The following is a 20,327-nucleotide window of genomic DNA, read 5'->3' on the forward strand; positions in this document are numbered from 1 at the left end:
TTGAATAAGACGAGGATGCACCCGGCCCGGTCCGTGCGTCAAGCGATGTGGCGACGGATACGCTGATCGGGCTATGAGTGAGACATCGGTGGTTCGCGCGCGCTTCTGTCCTTCGCCGACCGGCACCCCGCACGTCGGGTTGATCCGCACGGCGTTGTTCAACTGGGCCTTCGCCCGGCACAACCAGGGTCAGCTGGTGTTCCGGATCGAGGACACCGACGCCGCGCGTGACTCGCAGGAGTCGTACGAGCAGCTGCTCGACGGGCTGCGCTGGCTCGGCATCGACTGGGACGAGGGTCCCGAGGCCGGTGGCGAGTACGGGCCGTACCGCCAGAGCGAGCGCCGCGCGATCTACGCCGACGTCGCGGCGAAGCTCCTCGAAGCGGGGGAGCTGTACGAGGCGTTCTCGACCAACGAAGAGGTGGAGGCCCGGCGCAAGGCGGCCGGCCTGGACCCGAAGCTCGGCTACGACAACTTCGACCGCGATCTGACCGACGAGCAGCGTGCCGCCTACCGCGCCGAGGGCCGCGCGCCCGTGCTGCGGCTGCGCATGCCGGCCATCGACCTCGCCTGGACCGACCTGGTGCGCGGCGACATCAGCTTCCCGGCCGGCACCATCCCGGACCCGGTGCTGGTGCGGGCCAACGGCGAACCGCTCTACACGCTGACCAACCCGGTCGACGACGCCCTGATGAAGATCACGCACGTGCTCCGCGGCGAGGACCTGCTGCCCTCGACGCCGCGGCAGATCGCGCTGTACGAGGCGCTGCAGCGCGTCGGCGTGGCGGAGTTCACGCCGCAGTTCGGCCATTTGCCGTACGTGATGGGCGAGGGCAACAAGAAACTGTCCAAACGCGACCCTTCGTCGAATCTCTTCAACTACCGCGACCGCGGCTTCATCCGCGAGGGCCTGCTGAACTACCTGGCCCTGCTGGGCTGGTCCATCGCCGACGACCGCGACGTGTTCTCGGTCGAGGAGCTGGTCGAGGCCTTCGACGTCACGAAGGTCAGCGCCAACCCGGCGCGCTTCGACGTCAAGAAGGCCGAAGCCATCAACGGCCAGCACGTGCGGGCCTTGCCCGCGGCCGAGTTCGTGAGCCGTGTCACGCCTTACCTGGTCACCGCGGGGGTTCTGCCGGACTCGCCCAGCGACGAGCAGCTGGCCCGATTGAGCGCGATCGCGCCGCTGGTGCAGGAGCGCGTCACGGTGCTTTCGGACGCGCCTCCCATGGTGCGCTTCCTGTTCGCCGACGAGGAGACGTTCGCGCCGGAAGAGGACGCGGCGGCGAAGAACCTCGGCGAGCCCGCGCAGCCCGTGATCACGGCCGCGCTGTCGGCGCTCGAGGCGCTGCCGTCGTGGGAGACCGCGGCCATCGAGCAGGCGCTGAAAGACGCGCTTGTGGACGGTCTGGGTCTCAAGCCCCGCAAGGCTTTCGCGCCGGTGCGCGTCGCCATCACCGGGCGGACCGTTTCCCCGCCGCTGTACGAATCGATGGAGCTGCTCGGCCGCGACGTCTCATTGGGACGGCTGCGCCGGGCAGTGGTCGGATAACCGAAAGAAGACGGTTCGCCAACTGGGAGTAGAGCGAAAGGGCCGGAACAGGCGAGTCGCAATCACCTCTTTGGCAGCGTCGCGAACGCTGCGGTTGCCCTAGCCTCACTGGGTGGATTTCGCTTTGGCACCCCGGACCCCGTCGCGAACCGCCCCCGCCGAGGCGGCGCCCGAGCCCTGGGCGCCGCCGGCGCTCCGGCTGGTGTGCCTGGACATCGACGACACCCTGATCGACTGCACCGCCGCGATCCGCCGCGTCCTCCACATCCTCACCGGCCGCGGCGATCTCTGGCCGCTGTGGGACCTGATCACCGAAGAGCACGTCGCGCTCGTCGTCGCCGGTGAGATCGACTACCCGACCATGCACGAGCGCCGCACCGGCTGTTTCCTCGCCGAGCTCGGCATCCTCGCCGACACCGAGCAGGTGCTGTCCTTCGAACGGCGCCGCCGGGAACTGCTCGACACCTCATGGCAGCTGTTCGACGACGTTCTCGAGTGCCTGGAGTGGTTGCGCGCCGCCGGTCTCGTGCTCGCCGCGGTGACGAACGCGTCGGGTGTCCACCAGCGTAAGAAAATCGCCGATCTCGGCCTGGCGCCGTTCTTCGACCACGTCGCCATCGCCGGCGAGCTGGGGGTGGCGAAACCCGATCCGGTGATGTTCCACACGGTCTGCCTCGGCCTGGGCTGCGCACCTGCCCAGGCCGTTCACGTCGGGGACAAACTCGACACGGACGCGATCGGCGCCCGCGACGCCGGACTCGGCGCGGTCTGGCTCGACCGCGACGGCATCGCCGAACGCGCCCCGGAAGGCGTCCACACGGTCGCCGGGCTGGCGGAGCTGCCTGAGCTGCTGGTTTCGGAGTACGCGACGATCGGCGTCCCCGCCCAGCGTCGAACTGACACCCCCGCGTTCACCGTCCGGAACGGCGTGCTCTAGTATTTCCTCTCGTGCGGTGCTGAACCGGCCTGGTTGGTCTGGTCGGCGAAGTACCTCACTGGGGTATGGTGTAATTGGCAGCACGACTGGTTCTGGTCCAGTTAGTCTAGGTTCGAGTCCTGGTACCCCAGCTGCGGAGAGTGACCCCCCTGCAGAGCGAGTAATCGCCTCTGGTAAGTTCTCTCCAGCAAGAAAAACAGAAAAGCCCCTGGGAAACCAGGGAAGTTCCTAAGCCCCCGTCGTCTAGCGGCCTAGGACGCCGGCCTCTCACGCCGGTAGCGTGGGTTCGAATCCCATCGGGGGTACTAGCAGTTACCACGCAAGCCTCGTTGACCATTGGTCAACGAGGCTTTTTGCGTCGGTGACGTCGAGGCGGGGTTCGCTGCCAGGTGGAGGAGCGCCTCCGGCTGATCGAAGCCGGCCGGAGAACTTCGCCGCATCGCTGTTTTCGGGATCCTGCCCCGCAAAGCGGCCCGGCCGCCGGCTCGTACCGGCCGATCGTCAGAAGCATTCTCGCGTACAGACACAAGCGACGTCCACGCGAAGATCGTTCGCGTGCTGGGCCTGGCTCGCGACGAGTTGACCTTGGCGGAGTTCGAGAAGCACGGGCGGACACAGCCGCGGGCAGGCCCGGAACCATTCCCCGGGCCCGCCCGCGGCCGGCGGTCAGGTCAGCCAGCCGCGCTGGGCCGCGCGCATGCCTGCTTCGAAGCGGCTCTTCGCCGCCAGGCGGTCCATCAGGTCGGCCATCATGCGGCGGACCGTTCTCAGCGACAAGCCCAAGCGGCGGGCGGCCACCTCGTCGGTCATGCCGTGGGACAGCAACGACAACAGTGCTCGCTCCTGGCCCGTCAGGCCTTCGTCGTCCCGGGTGCGGCCGGCGCCGAACGGCGACGCGCTGTACCAGAGCTGCTCGAAGTACGCCCTCATCAGCGCGACGATGCCCGGCGTGGTGATCTGGATCGCGCCCTGGCGGGTGTTGTCCGCGTCGAGCGGGACCAGGGCGGTTTCCCGGTCGACCAGCAGCAGCCGGGCGGGCAGAGTCGGCTGGGTGCGGACCTCACCGCCGTGCTCCACGAGCCAGTCGACGTACTTCTGCGTGCGCGCGTCGTTGCGCGCGCTGTCCAGATAAACGGTCCGGATGGCCACCCCGCGTGATAGCGCGGCTTGGTTGAGCGGCATTCCGGCATTGATGCTCGCCTCGGACTGGGCGCCGCCGGGCATGAAGGAAAGGCATTCCTTGCTGGCCCGGCTCGCCAATACCTCGATACGGCGCTGGATCTCGTCGATTCCGACCAATTCGTCCGGTCCGAGAGACGGCGCGGTCTCCTGGAGTCCGGCGATCAGGTCCGAGACCGCGGCGTGACTTTCGGCCAGTTCCAGCTGGCTGCGTTGCAGTTGTGCCTGGCGCATTTGCACCAGGGAAAGCAGCCCGAACTCGGGATCGACGGCGCGCAGCGCGTCGGGGTTCTCCCGGGAGGGCCGGACCAGTGCGAGATCGGCCAAACGGTCAAGTGTCGTGCGTACTTGTTCTTCGGACAGACCCAGCGACGCGACCAGATCAGCGACACCCCAATCACGGTGCGCGACCATGGTTCGGTAGACCAATTCGCCGGTTGCGTCCACCCCCAGTGGCTTCAGCATGGAAAGCTGCGACCCCCAGTCTCTGCTCCCTGCTCTGTAACCCCCTCCGGGTTGGAGCGTACACGGTGGTTAACACCCCGACCAGTGACGTACCCGGTGGTCGGAGGCTGTTCGGGGCCGCTCTGGCACCAAGGTGCGAGGTCATTTGGTGCCACCCCGGACCCCTTCCGGGACACCCGCGGCCCGAGCCAAGCTGTTGTCAGCGAAAGCCGAACAACACACTGGGGATGCATCATGAACGTTCAAGAAATCGCACAGCCGGCCGAGACTCCCGACGGTTTCGACTGGGACACCATCAAGAACATCATCAGCGGGCTGGCCTTCGGCTGCCCCTAGTCATGGAGACTGCCCGTGTACATGGCAAGCGTCACACTTGCCGCGTCGGGCGAGGCCACACACCGTGAGTTGGACCCGCACCTGCTGGTGGACCTGCTCTGGGCGCTCGCCGAACCAGGGCTGGGAATCGAACACATGCGTGTCGCCACCAGCCCGGGTCGCATAGAAGTCGTTTTCTTCTCCACCGCACCGGACGCACATTCGGTCGCGGTCACCGGAATTCATCTCTGCGAAACCGCCACGTCATCCGCCCCGCAATTACGGGGCTGGTTCGTCGTGCCGCTCGCCGGGAATGAGGGGCCTGGTCTGCAATGAAGTTCGTCCACCATCGAGCCGAAATGTCCATTTTAGGAGAAATGTACGACGGTGTCGTGCAGGGCAGGGGCCGGGTCGCCCTCATCGGCGGCCCGGTCGCCAGCGGGAAGACCAGCCTGCTCGGCAGGCTGGCCGACCACGCCCTGGACTCCGGCGCCGTCGTCCTGCAGGCCATCGCGTCCGACTCCGAGCGGGACCTCCCGTTCGGGGTGCTCGGGCAGCTGGTGCAGAGCCCGGCGGTCCCGGCCGGGATGGCCGACGAGTTCGCCGCCCTCCTCGAGAACGGCGTAACCACCCTCGCGGGTGATCCGAACGCGGCGCGGCAGCACACGTCACGGGCGGTGGCCACCGCGGTGCTCAAGCTGTCCCGCACGGCGCCGGTGGTGCTGGTCGTCGACGACCTGCACCACGCCGACGAGGACTCGCTGCACTGCCTGCTCTTCCTGATGCTGCGCATCCGGACCGCCCGGATCCTGGTCGCTCTGGGGGAGCGCACCAGCGACCGGTCGGTCGGCCCGGCGTTCCACGCCGAGCTGGTGCGGCTGCCGCACTGCCGCCGCATCCGGCTGACCACCCTGCCCGCGGACGGTGTGGTCGAGCTGGTCACCGGGGAGCTGGGCATCGACGCCGCCCGGTTGCTGGCGCCCGGCTACCACGAGCTCACCGGCGGCAACCTGCTGCTGGTGCACGCCCTGCTGGAGGACCACCGCACCGCGGGCGGCCCGGCCGAGCCGTCGCCGGGCTTCGCCTTCCGCAACGCGGTCCTGAGCTGCCTGCGCAGCAGTGATCCGCTAGCGCTGGACCTGGCCGCGGCGGTCGCCGTGCTGGGCGACGCCGGACGGGCCGCCGACCTGGCCGGGGCCGGCGCGGACGAAGCGGTCCGCGTGCTCGGCGACCTCGAATCCGCCGGCATCCTGAGCGGCGGCCGGTTCCGGCACCCGGCCGGCGCGGCCGCGGTGCTGGAGGCGATCGAACCGGGCCGGCGGGCCCAGCTGCGCCGCCGGGCCGCCCGGCTGCTCTACGAAGAAGGCGCCGACAGCCGCAGCGTCGCGGAAATGCTGGTCGCCTCCGAAGACCTCGACGAGCCGTGGGTCGCCACCGTGCTCCGCACCGCCGCGGAGCAGGCGCTGGCCGAGGACGACGTCGAAAAGGTCGTCCGCTACCTCGAACCGGTGAGCCGGCTGGGCGACGACGCCCAGCGGGTCGCCGTCACGACTTTGCTCGCCGACGCCGAATGGCGGGTCTCGCCGGTCGCGGCCGAACGCCGGATCCGCGCGCTGACCGCCGACCTCGGGGTCGCCGCGAGCGCCCCCGGGCCACTGCGTCACCTGCTGTGGCACGGCGAAGCCGAGGAAGCGGTCGAGGGGTTCGGCAAGCAGATCGAAAACACCGGCATGTCGCTCGACGCCGAGGCGCTGTGCCTGTCGGTCGCGTGCACCCATCCGGCACTGGCGAAGCGGCTGCCGGTCCCGGCCCGGCCCGCCGGCACCCGCCCGGTGCCCAGCGGCACGGTCGTCGACACGCAGTGGCGCTCGGCCCGCATCCTGAGGGCGGTCCTGCGTGGCCGTTTCGGGGACAACGTCGTCGTCGCGGTCGAGCAGATCCTGCAGAGCACCCGGCTGTCGGACGCCACGGTCCAGCCGTTGACCTTCGCACTGCGGGCCCTGATGTACGCGGGCAGCACCGACCGCGCTCTGCCGTGGTGCGAACGACTGCTGGAAGAGGCGGCCAAGCGGCGCGCCCCGGCGTGGCAGGCGGTGTTCAGCGCGCTGCGGGCGGAGATCGCCGTGCGGCAGGGTGGTCTCCCGGCCGCCTTGGAGCACGGCGCGAAGGCCCTCGCGCTGATCTCCGCGCCGAGCTGGGGCGTGGCGATCGGGTCACCGCTGGCGAGCCTGATCCTGGCGCGCACCGAGATGGGTGCGCACGAGGAGGCCGAGGCGCTGCTCGCCCAGCCCGTGCCGGCCGCGATGATGCGGACCGTGCACGCGCTGCCGTACCTCTACGCCCGCGGCCGGCACCACTTGGCCACGGACCAGGTGTACGCGGCGCTGCGGGACTTCATGGCGGCCGGTGAGCTGATGACGGCGTGGGGCATCGACCTGCCTTCGCTGGTCCCGTGGCGGGCCGGCTGCGCCGAGGCGTACCAGCGGATCGGCGACCGGGCGAAGGCCGCCGAACTGGTGGACGCCCAGCTCAACCTGGTCAGCGACAGCAACGCCGCCGCACTCGGGGCGACGCTGCGGGTACTGGCGAACACCCACGAGCTGGCCGACCGGCCGCCGATGCTCAAGAAGGCCGTCGACGAGATCCAGGCCGGCGGCGACCGGCTGGAGCTGGCGAAGGTGCTGGCGGACCTGGGCCGCACGCACCACGAGCTGAACGAGACCAGCCGCGCCCGGATGGTGGTCCGCCGCGCCTGGCACGTCGCCCAGGACTGCCGGGCCGACGCCGTGTGCCGGGAGCTGCAGCCGCACATGTCCGCCGAGGACCTCAAGCCGGCGGCCGAACCCGGCGACACGGACCGGCTCGCGCTGCTGACCTCGGCCGAGTACCGCACCGCCGCACTGGCGCGGCACGGCTACACCAACCGCGAGATCGCGCGGAAGCTGTTCATCACGGTGTCCACTGTGGAGCAGCACCTGACCCGCACCTACCGGAAGCTGAAGGTCGGCAACCGCGCCGACCTGCCCGCGGGGCTCGAGCCGTCCATCGCCGGTACGGCTTGACCGTGGCCCACCGCCACCACCCGAAAGTCCGTGAAGGCCACATCGAGGGACATAGAGTCCCTCGATGTGGCCTTCACGGCTTTGAGCGGTCGGCGGGTGGAGTGTCAGCGGGACGCGGTTTCGGCGTACGTCTCCAGCTTGTCCGCGGCGGTCCGGGTACCCCCGGCTTCACGGACACGGTGGCTCTCCGCGCGCAGCCGCGCGTGCAGCGCGTCGTCGGCCAGCACGGCTTCGACGGCCTCGCGCAGGCTCTCCGGCGTGACCTCGTCGCGGTCCAGGGCCCGGCCGAGGCCCAGCTCGGCGATCCGCCGCGCCACGACGTCCTGCTCGGGCATCTGCGGCACCGCGACCAGCGGCGTGCCGAAGTACAGCGACTCCATCGTGCTGCCCATCCCGGCGTGGCAGACGAACGCCGACGCGTGGCGCAGCACGGAAAGCTGCGGGACCCGGGCGTGCACCTCGACGTTCGGCGGCAGCTCGCCGAGCTCGGACACCGGCACGCGGTCGCCGATCGCCATCACGACGTGCACCGGCCGGCCGGCGAAGGCGGCCACGCAGGCGCGGAAGAAGCCGGGACGCAGGTTGTGGGCCGTGCCGAGCGAGACGTAGACGATCGGCAGCTCGGTCTCCGGCGGCGTCCAGTCACCCTGGAACCCACGCTCGGACAGGCACGGCCCGACGAAGCCGAAGCGCTCGTCGAAGGTGTCGCCGGCGTACTGGAACTCGCGGGTCAGGAAGACCAGCCGCGGCTCGTCCGGCTCGCCGCGCGTGATGTCCTCGGGGGTGACGTCCTCGAAACCGTTGTGGGACAGGAAGTCGGTGAACTCGGCGCGGAACGCGGCGGTGGCCGGGTGCTCGGCGGCCACGCCGGCGATGCGCTCGGCCTCTTCGGCCACGGAGTACTCGGTGTTGGCGGCGAAGGTCGGGAACAGCTCCAGCGTCGGCCGGTCCCAGCGGCGGCCGAGCATCCGGGCGAGCGGGTACATCGTGACGTCGTAGGCGATGACGTCCGGCAGGTCACCGTCGAAGTGCGCCAGCAGCGCCGGCGCCAGCTGCGCGCTCTCGCGCAGCAGGATCAGCGGCAGCCAGGCGACGTCGTCGGCGGTGACCTTCTTGCCGGGGTGGGTCGAGGTGAGCGTGGTGTCGACGACGAGGACGTCGGCGCCGGCGGCCCGCAGGGCGGGCGCGAACTCGGCGGTGGCGGCGTAGGTGACCCGGTGGCCACGGCCGACGAGCTCGGCCACGACCGCGATGGTGGGGTTGACGTGCCCGTGGGCGGGGATGGTGACGAACGCGAAATGGCGGGACATGGTCTGCTTCCTTTTCGGAGGTTTCGTCCGGATCACCGGCGGGCGGGGCGGGGTGGTTCAGGCGGCGACGGCGCCGGTCGCGGCGCTCTTCTTCTTGTCGCCGATCAGGCCGGTGCGCTGGCCGTAGACCTGGCCGAAGATCTGCAGGCCGATGAAGAGCACGGCGTACTGCGCGCCACCGAGGCCCGGGACCAGGTCGACCGGCAGGGTGTAGGCCATGACGCCGCGGACCACGGCGTCGAGCACGAGCGCGATGCCCCAGGCGGCGGTGACGACGCGCATGCCGTGGCGGAAGCTCTCCGAGGTGGCGAAGCGGTGGGTCCAGGTGTCTTCCGGCGTCTTCGCCTTGGCGTCGGCGATCGGCCGCGCGGCCTCGTAGATGAACGGGCGGTTCGTGCGGAGTGTGCCGAGCAGCCAGAGGCCGGCGACGGCGGTCAGCCAGCCGTCCTTGGCCAGCAGGAACCGCTCGCTGCCGGTGAGGAACGACGCGGCGACGCTCAGCACCAGGATGGTCAGGGTGAACAGCGCCAGGCCGCCGACCTTGCGGGTCCGCACGACCTGCCAGATCACGTGGAGCAGGGGCGCGGCGCCGCCGGCGAGCAGGGCGAGCAGCTGGTCGACGCCGGCGGCGCGGAGGCCGTAGTAGAGGGCGATCGGGGCGACCAGGTCGACGACCAGGTTGGTCACGATCGCGCCGGCTGCGCTGGTCTTCGGGGCGGTGGTGGTCATCGGGTTCTCCCAGGTCGTCGGTGGTGTGTTTCCAACGTAGAAGCCAGTGGATCTCGTAAGAACCCCTCTTCTACCCCGACCGGGGTGGAGTTTTCTTTATGCGGGCAGGGGTGGTATCCGTCTCCGCCCGGACACACTCCGTGAGTCAGACTGACCGGGTGGGCACGCCCGGAGGAGGTACCGACATGAGTGACACGGCGGTCGCCGTGGGCGCACCCGTGGCCACCCGGCTGCGGCAGGCGCCGCGGGACCTCGCGCGCGGCGCGGCGCTCGGCCTGCTCAACGTGGGGGAGGCGGCGCTCGCGGTCGCCACCCTGCTTTCGCTGGTGCTGTGGTTCGGGCTCGGCATGTTCCCGCTGTTCCTGCTGGTCACGGTGCTGATCCGGCGGATCGCGAACACCGCGCGCGAGCTGTCCGGACGCTGGTCCGGGGTGCCCGTGGCGGTGCCGTACCGGCCGCGGCCGCGGCTCGAGCGCACCGAGCACGGCTGGTACTGGAGCGGGAAGGACTACCACAAGCGCCGCTGGTTCGCGGCGGTCTCGCTGCGCGTCCGCTGGATCTGGGGTGACCCGGCGACCTGGCGCGACCTGGCCTGGCTGCTGGCCGACCCGGTGGTCGGCGGCGCGCTCGCGCTGTTCCCGGTGCTGCTGGTGCTGGCCGGGCTGACCGCGGTGGTGCTGGCCGTGGGCCAGGCGGCGGGGATCGTCGGCGAGCTCTCGTGGCTGGGTGGCACCGAGGTGCCACTGCAGATCGCCGTCGGGCTGGCGTGCGTCGCGGCCGGGGTGGCCTTCGCCGGCCCGCTGCTGCGGCTGCGCGGCGAATGGACGTCCCTGCTGCTCAAGCCGGGACGCCGTGGGAAGCTCAACGACCGCGTCCAGCAGCTGACCCGCACCCGCGCGGACGCGCTGGCCACGCAGGCCGCCGAGCTGCGCCGCATCGAGCGCGATCTGCACGACGGCGCCCAGGCGCGGCTGGTCGCGATGCGGATGAAGCTGGCCGCGCTGTCCCAGTTCATCGACCGCGACCCGAGCCGGGCCAAGGAGCTGGTGACCGAGCTGCGGGACTCCTCGAGCAAGGCCCTGCAGGAGCTGCGGGACCTGGTGCACGGCATCCACCCGCCGGTGCTCGCCGAGCGCGGGCTCCGCGACGCGCTGCGGGCGTTCGTGCTGGACCTGCCGCTGGACGCGACCATGGACATCGAGCTGCCCGGCCGGTTCGAGCCGGCGGTGGAGGCGGCGGTGTACTTCAGCGTGTGCGAGGCGCTGGCCAACGTCGTCAAGCACGCCGAAACCCGGGACGTCACCGTGCGGCTGCGGTTCGCCGACGGGCTGCTGACCGGCGCGGTGATCGACGAGGGCCGCGGCGGTGCCGATCTTGCCGCCGGGTCCGGGCTGCGCGGGATCACCCAAAGGCTCGAAGCCTTCGACGGTAGTCTGAGCGTCGTCAGCCGGCCCGGCGGACCGACCCGCGTGAGTTTGGAGATCCCGTGCGCGTTGTGCTCGCCGAAGACCTCGCTCTCCTAAGGGACGGCTTGACACTGCTGCTGCAGTCGCACGGTTTCGACATCGTCGCCGCGGTGGAGACCGGGCCCGAGCTGCTGAAGGCGCTGCTGGAGCACCGCCCGGACGTGGCCGTGGTCGACGTCCGGCTGCCGCCGAGCTTCACCGACGAAGGCCTGCAGGCCGCGCTGGCCGCGCGCAAGCAGGTGCCCGGGCTGCCGGTGCTGGTGCTGTCCCAGCACGTGGAACAGTTGTACGCCAACGAACTCCTGCAGGACGGCGCCGGTGGCGTCGGCTACCTGCTGAAGGACCGCGTCGGCGACGCCGAGGAGTTCGTCGAGGCGGTGCGGCGGGTCGCGGCCGGCGGCACGGCGATGGACGCGACGGTGATCGCGAAGCTGCTGGCGCGCCAGGCGCGCAACGAGCCCTTCGAGACGCTCAGCCCGCGCGAGCGCGAGGTGCTGGAGATGATGGCCGAGGGCCGGTCCAACGCCGGCATCGCGCAGAGCCTCAACTTCAGCGACGGCACGGTCGGCAAGCACATCTCGAACATCTTCACGAAGCTGAACCTGCCACCGTCCAACGACGACAACCGTCGGGTGCTCGCGGTGCTGACCTACCTCAACCGCGGCAAGGCCGTCTGACCCAGCCTTCCTCCTCGAGGGTTCGGTGCCAGTTCCATGCCGTGAGGGGCACCTTCAGGGCATTGCGCTGGGGCGGGAGCGCGGTGACGGCGAGCGCTGTCAACGGACCTCGAGGTTTGTCGATGGAGCTTTCTGGACATCCAGCGTCCCGAATCCTCCATCGACACAACTTCAACGCGGCAAGGCCGTCTGACTCAGTTTCCCCTCGGGGTTCAATGCCGTGAAGGGCACCTTCAGGGACTGGACGTCCATGAGGGGCACCTTCAGGGCGTTACGCCGGAGCGCGAGCGCCTTCCGCCCTCGGGGTTCGAGGGTGTTTTCCCTTGTCCCGCAGGGTGACGTGCAGGGTGCCTAGGGGCCCCGCTAGGGGTTTCTGGCCTGGTCAGGGCTCAGTAGCGTTTTGCCTGTTCACGACGAACGTCGGGCGTTCGCACGCCGCGTGACGGGCTCGTCGCGGCAGCTCCCGCCCGTCCGCGATCTGTGGAGGACTCGCCTTGTCCAAGCTTGAGTTCGGCATCGCGATCGTCGGAATGGCCTGCCGCCTGCCCGCCGCGCCGGGACCGGGGGCGTACTGGGACCTGCTGCGCCACGGCCGGCACGCGGTCACCGAGACCCCGCCCGAGCGCTGGACCGGGCCGGACGATGCTCCGGGCACCGGCTTCGGCGCCTTCCTCGACGACGTGGACGGCTTCGACGCCGCCTTCTTCGGGATTTCCCCGCGCGAGGCCGCGGTGATGGACCCGCAGCAGCGGCTGATGCTGGAACTGAGCTGGGAGGCCCTGGAGGACGCCGGCCTGCCGCCGTCCCGGCTCGACGGCGAGAACGCGGGCGTCTTCTTCGGCGCCATCTGGGACGACTACGCCCACCTGCTCACCGAGCACGGCGTCAGCACCCAGCACTCGCTGACCGGCTCGCACCGCGGCGTGATCGCCAACCGCGTCTCCTACACCCTCGGCCTGCGCGGGCCGAGCCTCGTTGTCGACAGTGGACAGTCGTCGTCGCTGGTCGCGGTCCACCTGGCCTGCGAAAGCCTGCGCCGCGGCGAATCCGCGGTGGCGCTCGCGGGCGGGGTCAACCTGAACCTGATCGCCGACAGCGCGGTCGGCGCGTCCCGCTTCGGCGGACTGTCGCCGGACGGCCGCTGCTTCACCTTCGACGCCCGCGCCAACGGGTACGTGCGCGGTGAAGGCGGCGGCCTGGTCGTGCTGCGCCCGCTCGCCGACGCCCTCGCCGACGGCGACCGCGTCTACGGCGTCATCCGCGGCACGGCCGTCAACAACGGCGGCACCGCGGAAACCCTGACCACACCGAGTGAATCCGCGCAGCGCGAGGTGCTGCGGCTGGCGCACGAACGGGCCGGCACCGAGCCGGGTGACGTCGAGTACGTCGAGCTGCACGGCACCGGCACACGCGTCGGCGACCCGATCGAGGCCGCCGCGCTCGGCGCGGTGATCGGCACGGCCCGCGCGGACGGCACACCGCTGCTCGTCGGTTCGGCCAAGACCAACGTCGGCCACCTGGAAGGCGCCGCGGGCATCACCGGGCTGCTGAAGGCGGCGCTGTGCCTGTGGCACGGCGAGATCACGCCGAGCCTCAACTTCGCGACGCCCAACCCGGACATCCCCCTCGACGCGCTGAACCTGCGCGTGACGACCGAGCCGACGTCGTGGACCGGCCCGCACCGGCTGGCCGGGGTCAGCTCGTTCGGCATGGGCGGCACCAACTGTCACGTCGTTCTCGCCGCGGCCCCGGCACCGGTGCGCCGGGCCACCGGCGGGGACCCGCTGCCGCTGGTACTGTCCGCCCGGTCGCCGGAAGCGCTTGCCGCGCAGGCGAAATCGCTGTGGGACGAGCTGGCCGCGCACGATCCGGTCGACGTCGGGTACTCCCTGGTGACGACGCGCGCGTCCCTCGAGCACCGCGCGGTGGTCGTGCCGGACGGCGATCTCGCGGGAGCGCTCGACGTCCTCGCCGCGGGCGGTTCGTCACGGTCGGTCGTCCGAGGGTCCACCCGCGACGCGCGTCCGGTGGCGTTCCTGTTCTCCGGTCAGGGCAGCCAGCGAACCGGTGCGGGACAAGGGCTTTACGCGACCGAGCCGGTCTTCGCCGCCGCGCTGGACGACGTCTGCGCCCGCCTCGACCGCCACCTCGACGTGCCGCTGCGCGACGTCCTGTTCGAGCCCACGGAACTCCTCGACCGGACCCGGTACACGCAATCGGCGTTGTTCGCCCTCGAAGTCGCGTTGTTCCGGCTGATGGAAAGCCGCGGTGTGCGTCCGTCCGTCCTCATCGGACACTCCGTCGGCGAGTTGGCCGCGGCCCACGTCGCCGGGGTGCTGTCCCTCGACGACGCGGCCGAACTGGTGGCCGCACGCGGGCGCTTGATGGACGCGTTGCCGGGCGGGGGAGCGATGCTCGCCGTCGAGGCCACCGAAGCGGACGCGCTTTCCGTCCTGACTCCCGCGGTGTCGATCGCCGCGGTCAACGGGCCGCAGGCGGTCGTGCTGTCCGGAGACGCGGATGCCATCAATGCGCTGGCTAACCACTTCGCCGGGCTGGGACGCAAGACCAAACGTCTCACGGTGAGCCACGCGTTCCACTCGCCGCACATGGACGCGATGCTCGACGATTTCTTTGCGGTCGCCGAGACGATGACCTATCAAGAGCCGCGGATCCCGATCGTCTCCGGCCTCACCGGCCGCATCGCCACCGCCGAACAGCTCGCCGACCCGGGTTACTGGACGCGGCACGTGCGCGAGGCGGTCCGTTTCGCCGACGCCGTAGTCACGGTCGGCGACGCCGTGTTCGTCGAGCTGGGCCCGGACGGCGTGCTGTGCGCGATGGCCCGCGAGAGCGTCTCCGGCACCTTCGCCGCCGCGCTGCGCCGGGACCGCGACGAGACGTTCACCTTCCACCACGCCCTGGCGCAGCTGCACGTCCACGGCGCCGACGTCGACTGGACCGCGGTCTACGGCGACCGCGGCAACCGTGTCGACCTGCCGACCTACCCGTTCCAGCGCGTCCGGCACTGGTTCGACGGCCCCGCACGCACCGCGGCCCCCGCTGCCGAGCGGTCGTGGGCGCAGAGCGTCGCGGACCTGCCCGCCGCCGAACGCGACCGCCGGCTCGGCGACGTCGTCCGCGCGGGTGTCGCGCTGGTGCTCGACTACGCCGGGGCGAACGACGTCGACGCGGACCGGACGTTCAAGGAGCTCGGCATCGACTCGCTCACCGCGGTCGAGCTGCGCGACCACCTCGGCCAGGTGACCGGCCTCCGGCTCGGCAGCGGCGTGCTGTTCGACCACCCGACACCGGCCGCGCTCGCCCGGCACCTCGAAACCGAGCTGTCCGGCGCTCCCGAGGCCGCCGCGGAGACTGTGGCCACGAGCGACGAGCCGATCGCCATCGTGGCGATGAGCTGCCGTTACCCCGGCGGCGTCCGGACCCCCGAAGACCTGTGGCGGCTGGTCACCGAGGGTGTCGACGCGATCGGTGACTTCCCGGCGGACCGCGGCTGGGACCTCGACGCGCTCTACGACCCCGACCCGGAACACGCCGGCACGACCTACGCCCGCGGCGGCGGGTTCCTCGACGGTGTCGCGGACTTCGATCCGGCTTTCTTCGGCATTTCGCCGCGAGAGGCCGTCGCGATGGACCCGCAGCAGCGGGTGCTGCTGGAGCTGACCTGGGAGGCGTTCGAACGCGCCGGCCTCGACCCGGCCGCGCTGCGCGGCACGTCCACCGGGGTTTTTGTCGGCGCGATGGCGACCGACTACGGCCCGCGGCTGCACGAGGCGGCCGGCGGCGCCGACGGTTACCTGCTCACCGGTACCACCGGCAGCGTCGTCTCGGGCCGGCTGGCCTACACGTTCGGCCTCGAAGGACCTGCCGTCACCGTCGACACGGCGTGCTCGTCGTCGCTGGTCGCGCTGCACTGGGCGGCCCAGGCCCTGCGCGCCGGCGAGTGCTCGCTGGCCCTGGCCGCCGGGGCCGCGGTGATGTCGCGGCCCGGCATGTTCATCGAGTTCTCGCGCCAGCGCGGCCTGTCCGCCGACGGCCGCTGCAAGGCGTTCTCCGCTGCCGCGGACGGCACCGGCTGGGCCGAGGGCGCCGGAGTCCTGGTGCTGGAACGGCTTTCCGACGCCCAGCGCCACGGCCACCAGATCCTGGCCGTGCTGCGCGGTTCTGCGGTCAACTCGGACGGCGCGTCCAACGGTCTCACCGCCCCCAACGGCCCTTCGCAGCAACGGGTCATCCGCCGTGCGCTCGCCGCTTCTGGACTGTCCACTTCGGATGTCGACGCCGTCGAGGCGCACGGCACCGGGACGACACTGGGCGACCCGATCGAGGCCGACGCGCTGATCGCGACGTACGGCCGAGACCGCGAGACGCCGCTGTGGCTGGGGTCGTTGAAGTCCAACATCGGGCACACACAGGCGGCCGCGGGCATCGGCGGCGTGATCAAGATGGTCCAGGCCCTACGCCACGGCGTCCTCCCGCGCACCTTGCACGTGGACGAGCCGACCCCGCACGTCGACTGGTCCGCCGGGACCGTCGCCTTGCTCGCCGAGGAACGGCCGTGGCCGGAGACCGGCCGCCCGCGCCGGGTCGCGGTGTCGTCGTTCGGGGTAAGCGGCACCAACGCCCACGCCGTGCTCGAACAGGCACCGCCGACGGACGCTCTCGAGTCGCACGCTGGACCTGCACCGGTCGTCCTGTCCGCCCGAACCGACGGTGAACTCCGGGACCAGACCAAGAACCTGCTGGCCTACCTGACGAACACGACGGTGTCCGATGTGGACATCGCGCACACCCTGACGTCGACGCGGGCGAGGTTCCCCCAGCGCGCCGTGCTGCTCGGCACCAACCTCCGGGAGCAGCTCGCCACACTGGCAGAGGGCGGCAGTTCGCCCGATGTAGTCATGGGTTCGGTGCGCGGCTCCGGACGGACGGCGTTCGTCTTCCCAGGCCAGGGTTCGCAGTGGGCCGGGATGGCCGTCGAGCTGGCCGAATCGTCGCCCGCGTTCGCGGCGCGACTCGGTGAGTGCGCGGACGCGCTGGCGTCCCATGTGGACTGGTCGCTGCTCGACGTCCTCCGGAGTGTCGAAGGTGCGCCGGGGTTCGATCGGGTCGACGTGGTCCAGCCGGTGCTGTGGGCGGTGATGGTTTCACTGGCGGCGCTGTGGCGTGCGCACGGTGTCGAGCCGTCCGCTGTGGTCGGTCACTCCCAGGGTGAGATCGCCGCCGCCGTCGTCGCGGGAGCATTGTCGCTTGAGGACGGTGCGCTGGTCGTCGCGTTGCGCAGCAAGGCGATCCTCGCGCTGGCCGGCCGCGGTGGCATGGTCTCGATCCCGTTGCCGTACGACGAAGCGACCGCGCTGATCGACGACCGGATCTCCGTGGCGGCGGTCAACGGACCGCGCTCCACTGTCGTCTCGGGTGATGCCGACGCGCTCGACGAGCTGATGGATCGTTGTGAGGCCGGGGAAATCCGGGCCAAGCGGATCCCGGTGGACTACGCGTCCCACTCGGCGCACGTCGAGTCCCTGGAAACCGAGCTGCTGGACGTCCTGGCCCCGATCCGGCCGCGCGCCGCGGAGGTGCCGTTCTACTCGACGGTCACCGGCGACCCGCTCGACACGACCGTGATGGGCGCCCGGTACTGGTACGAGAACCTGCGCAACACGGTCCGGTTCGAGGCGGTCGTGCGCCAGCTTGCCGAGCGCGGCCACTCGGTGTTCGTCGAGTGCAGCCCGCACCCCGTCCTCACCATCGGCGTCCAGGACACTGTGGACGAACTCGGCGTGGACGCGGTCGCCGTCGGCACCCTGCGGCGCGACGACGGTGGCCCGGCCCGGTTCCTGAACGCGCTGGCGCAGGCCCACGTCTGCGGCGCGACCCCGGACTGGAGCACGGTGCTGCCCGGCGGCCGGGTCGTCGAAGACCTGCCGACCTACCCGTTCCAGCGCCAGCGCTTCTGGCTCGAAGCCGCCGCCGGCGCGGGTGAGCTGTCCTCGGCCGGGCTGGGCGAGGCCGGGCACCCGCTGCTCGGCGCCGCCGTCCGGCTCGCCGGCACCGGTGGCCTGCTCTACACCGGGCGGCTGGCCCAGCGGACCCACCCGTGGCTGACCGACCATGCGGTGTTCGACACCGTGCTCCTGCCCGGGACCGCGTTCGTCGAACTGGCGTTGCGCGCGGCCGAGGACACCGGCTGTGACGCGCTCGAAGAGCTGACCCTCGAAGGCCCGCTGCTCCTGCCGGAGCGCGGCGCGGTCACCGTGCAGGTCGCGGTCGCGCCGTCCGACGACGACGGCCGCCGCGCGATCACCTTCCACTCCCGCCAGGACGACCACGGCGACTGGACCCGCCACGCGACCGGCGTCCTCGGCACGTCGGCATCGGCCGGTACCGCGCTGACCGCGTGGCCGCCCGAGGCCGAGCCGATCGACGTCGACGCGCTCTACCAGGACCTCGCGGACGCCGGGTTCGGCTACGGCCCGGTGTTCCAGGGCCTGCGCGCGGCCTGGCGGTCCGGCCGGGACGTCTACGCCGAGGTGGTCCTGCCGACCGACGACGCCGCCCGGTTCGGGCTGCACCCGGCCCTGCTCGACGCCGCGCTCCACGCCGCCGGGCACGACGTCCTGATCGGCGCAGATGGCACGAGCAGCATCCCGTTCTCCTGGCGCGGCATCACGCTGCACCGCACCGGCGCGGCCGCGTTGCGCGTCCGGCTGACCGTGGGCGAGGGAGAGCTGGCGCTCGCCGTCGCCGACGAGACCGGTACGCCGGTGGCCACAGTGGACTCCCTGCTGCTGCGGCCGCTGACCCGGACCCTCACCGGTGCCGCACCCGACTCACTGTTCCGGGTGGACTGGACCGAACTCGAACCGTCCGAAGCGGACTCCACCGTCCTTTGGTGTGACGATCTCGACGAGCTGGAAACACCGGAAGGGTTTGTCGTCATCCGGATCGCGCCGGAGTCAGACGAGCTGGTGGAGCGCACCCACACGGCCGCCGCCCGCGCGCTGGACCTGGCCCGGCGGTGGACGTCCGACGAGCGCTTCGCGGCGGCCAAGCTGGTGCTGCTGACCTCGGGTGCCCGGGCGGACGACCCGGCGGGGGCGGCGGTCTGGGGCCTGCTCCGCGCGGCGCAGTCCGAGCACCCCGGCCGGTTCGTGCTCGCCGACGTCACCCCGGCCGAGGAAGGCCTCCTGCCGCGGGCGCTCGCCACGGGGGAGCCGCAGCTCGCCGTGCAGAACGGCACGACGTACGTGCCGCGGCTGCGCCGGGTCAAGCCCGCCGAGGGTGACCTGCCGGTGTTCGACGGCACGGTCCTCGTCACCGGCGGCACCGGCACCCTCGGCGCTCTGCTGGCGGAACACCTGATCACCGCGCACGGCGTCCGCAAGCTGGTCCTGACCAGCCGGAAGGGGCTGGACGCGCCGGGTGCACCGGAGCTGGCGACGCGGTTGCGCGACCTCGGCGCCGACGTCACGATCGCCGCCTGCGACGCCGCCGACCGCGCGGCGCTGGCCGGCCTGCTCGACGCGCTGCCCGACCTCACCGGCGTGGTCCACGCGGCCGGGGTGCTCGACGACGGCGTCCTCGCCTCGCTGACCCCCGAGCGGCTGGCCGCTGTGCTGCGGCCGAAGGTCGACGCCGCCGTCCACCTGGACGAGCTGACCGCGGACCGGCCGCTCACGGCGTTCGTGCTGTTCTCCTCGGTGGCCGCGACGCTCGGCACCGCCGGGCAGGGCAACTACGCCGCCGCCAACGCCTTCTTGGACGCGCTCGCCGCGCGGCGCCGGGCCCGCGGCCTGGCCGGCACCGCGCTGGCCTGGGGTTTCTGGGCCGAGCGCAGTGGCATGACCGGGCACCTCGCCGACGCCGACCTGAGCCGGATGACCCGATCCGGCGTGGGCGCGCTGCCCAGCGTCGAAGGGCTCGCGCTGTTCGACGTCGCGCTGCGCCAGGCCGACGCCACGCTCGTCCCGGCCCGGCTGGACCTGGCCACACTCCGGGCGCGCGCCGGCGGGGACGTCCCGCCGCTGCTGCGGGAGCTGATCCGGACCCGGTCCCGCCGTGCCGACGAGCAGGTGGACACCGCGTCGCTGGCCGGCCGCCTGGCGACGGCCCCCGACGCGGACCGGTCGCAGCTGGCGCTGGACGCCGTGCTGGCCGAGACCGCGACCGTGCTCGGGTTCGCCTCGGCCGCGACGATCGACGGCGACCAGGCGTTCAAGGAGATCGGCTTCGACTCGCTGACCGCGGTCGAGCTGCGCAACCGGCTCACCGCGGCCCTCGGCCTGCGCCTGCCGGTGACGCTGATCTTCGACCACCCGACCCCGCGCGCGCTGGCCGGCTACGTGCTGACCGAGCTGGCGCCGGCCGCACCGGCGGTGTCGGACCTGCCGGTGCTGGCGCAGCTGGACCACCTGCGCGGCGCACTGTCCACGGTGGACTCCGGCGACCCCGACCGCGTGCGGATCACCGCCCGGCTGCGGGCCCTGCTGGCCGAATGGACCGAAGACGAGCACCCGGCGGACGACGTCGAGATCGACACCGCCGACGACGATGCGATGTTCGCGCTGATCGACAGCGAACTCGGGACTGTGTGAGGGATGGGCGACATGCC

The 20,327-nt window shown here is 71.6% G+C and carries 10 protein-coding genes and 2 tRNA genes; 9 read left to right on the top strand and 3 right to left on the bottom strand.

Features of this window, described 5'->3' with window-relative positions:
* The first annotated feature begins 73 nt into the window (after positions 1-73).
* The 4 genes from gltX to ACIOD2_RS23965 all read left to right on the top strand — a co-directional run bounded on the left by gltX (position 74) and on the right by ACIOD2_RS23965 (position 2,794).
* The gene (gene gltX / locus ACIOD2_RS23950) at positions 74-1,552 is read left to right on the top strand and encodes a glutamate--tRNA ligase (protein WP_400541848.1); all 1,479 of its coding nucleotides are present in this window, start codon (positions 74-76) and stop codon (positions 1,550-1,552) included.
* Between the two features lie 202 nt (positions 1,553-1,754).
* The gene (locus tag ACIOD2_RS23955) at positions 1,755-2,489 is read left to right on the top strand and encodes an HAD family hydrolase (protein WP_392761494.1); all 735 of its coding nucleotides are present in this window, start codon (positions 1,755-1,757) and stop codon (positions 2,487-2,489) included.
* Positions 2,490-2,548: 59 nt separating this feature from the next.
* Positions 2,549-2,620 (top strand) — tRNA-Gln (locus tag ACIOD2_RS23960).
* A 101-nt stretch (positions 2,621-2,721) separates the two neighbouring features.
* Positions 2,722-2,794 (top strand) — tRNA-Glu (locus ACIOD2_RS23965).
* Between the two features lie 361 nt (positions 2,795-3,155).
* On the opposite strand, the gene ACIOD2_RS23970 is transcribed toward ACIOD2_RS23965, so the two are convergent.
* Positions 3,156-4,133 (bottom strand): LuxR C-terminal-related transcriptional regulator, encoded by a 978-nt coding sequence (locus tag ACIOD2_RS23970; protein WP_323331884.1) that lies wholly within the window; start codon positions 4,131-4,133, stop codon positions 3,156-3,158.
* A 351-nt stretch (positions 4,134-4,484) separates the two neighbouring features.
* Here ACIOD2_RS23970 and ACIOD2_RS23975 point away from each other — a divergent pair, with 351 nt between their 5' ends.
* Positions 4,485-4,784 (top strand): hypothetical protein, encoded by a 300-nt coding sequence (locus tag ACIOD2_RS23975; protein WP_400541851.1) that lies wholly within the window; start codon positions 4,485-4,487, stop codon positions 4,782-4,784.
* Positions 4,781-7,510, top strand: coding sequence for an AAA family ATPase (locus tag ACIOD2_RS23980; protein ID WP_400541853.1), 2,730 nt, complete (start codon positions 4,781-4,783; stop codon positions 7,508-7,510). Before ACIOD2_RS23975 ends, ACIOD2_RS23980 begins: the two co-directional genes overlap by 4 nt.
* A gap of 104 nt (positions 7,511-7,614) precedes the next feature.
* On the opposite strand, the gene ACIOD2_RS23985 is transcribed toward ACIOD2_RS23980, so the two are convergent.
* Complete coding sequence (locus ACIOD2_RS23985; protein WP_400541856.1) at positions 7,615-8,820, bottom strand: macrolide family glycosyltransferase; 1,206 nt, start codon at positions 8,818-8,820, stop codon at positions 7,615-7,617.
* 57 nt (positions 8,821-8,877) lie between these two features.
* On the bottom strand, positions 8,878-9,549 hold the full coding sequence (locus ACIOD2_RS23990; RefSeq protein WP_400541859.1) for a VC0807 family protein: 672 nt from the start codon (positions 9,547-9,549) through the stop codon (positions 8,878-8,880).
* A gap of 185 nt (positions 9,550-9,734) precedes the next feature.
* On the opposite strand from ACIOD2_RS23990, the gene ACIOD2_RS23995 reads away from it, so the two are divergent.
* From ACIOD2_RS23995 to ACIOD2_RS24005, 3 genes are all read left to right on the top strand, one after another.
* Positions 9,735-11,072: a histidine kinase gene (locus ACIOD2_RS23995; RefSeq protein WP_400541862.1), complete on the top strand. Its 1,338-nt coding sequence runs from the start codon at positions 9,735-9,737 to the stop codon at positions 11,070-11,072.
* Positions 11,036-11,692 (top strand): response regulator transcription factor, encoded by a 657-nt coding sequence (locus ACIOD2_RS24000; RefSeq protein ID WP_323331878.1) that lies wholly within the window; start codon positions 11,036-11,038, stop codon positions 11,690-11,692. The genes ACIOD2_RS23995 and ACIOD2_RS24000 overlap by 37 nt, the downstream gene beginning before the upstream one ends.
* A gap of 494 nt (positions 11,693-12,186) precedes the next feature.
* Positions 12,187-20,310: an SDR family NAD(P)-dependent oxidoreductase gene (locus tag ACIOD2_RS24005; RefSeq protein WP_400541866.1), complete on the top strand. Its 8,124-nt coding sequence runs from the start codon at positions 12,187-12,189 to the stop codon at positions 20,308-20,310.
* The last annotated feature ends 17 nt before the right edge of the window (positions 20,311-20,327 follow it).

Origin of the sequence: Amycolatopsis sp. NPDC088138, from assembly GCF_044741685.1 — a bacterium.
Lineage (GTDB): Bacteria > Actinomycetota > Actinomycetes > Mycobacteriales > Pseudonocardiaceae > Amycolatopsis.

What these genes read in the sequence shown, in the direction of transcription:
- ACIOD2_RS23980 (WP_400541853.1), top strand. Translation starts at nt 4,781, where the DNA reads ATGAAGTTCGTCCACCATCGAGCCGAAATGTCCATTTTAGGAGAAATG.
- ACIOD2_RS23990 (WP_400541859.1), bottom strand. Translation starts at nt 9,549, where the DNA reads ATGACCACCACCGCCCCGAAGACCAGCGCAGCCGGCGCGATCGTGACC.
- ACIOD2_RS23970 (WP_323331884.1), bottom strand. Translation starts at nt 4,133, where the DNA reads ATGCTGAAGCCACTGGGGGTGGACGCAACCGGCGAATTGGTCTACCGA.
- gltX (WP_400541848.1), top strand. Translation starts at nt 74, where the DNA reads ATGAGTGAGACATCGGTGGTTCGCGCGCGCTTCTGTCCTTCGCCGACC.
- ACIOD2_RS23995 (WP_400541862.1), top strand. Translation starts at nt 9,735, where the DNA reads ATGAGTGACACGGCGGTCGCCGTGGGCGCACCCGTGGCCACCCGGCTG.
- ACIOD2_RS23985 (WP_400541856.1), bottom strand. Translation starts at nt 8,820, where the DNA reads ATGTCCCGCCATTTCGCGTTCGTCACCATCCCCGCCCACGGGCACGTC.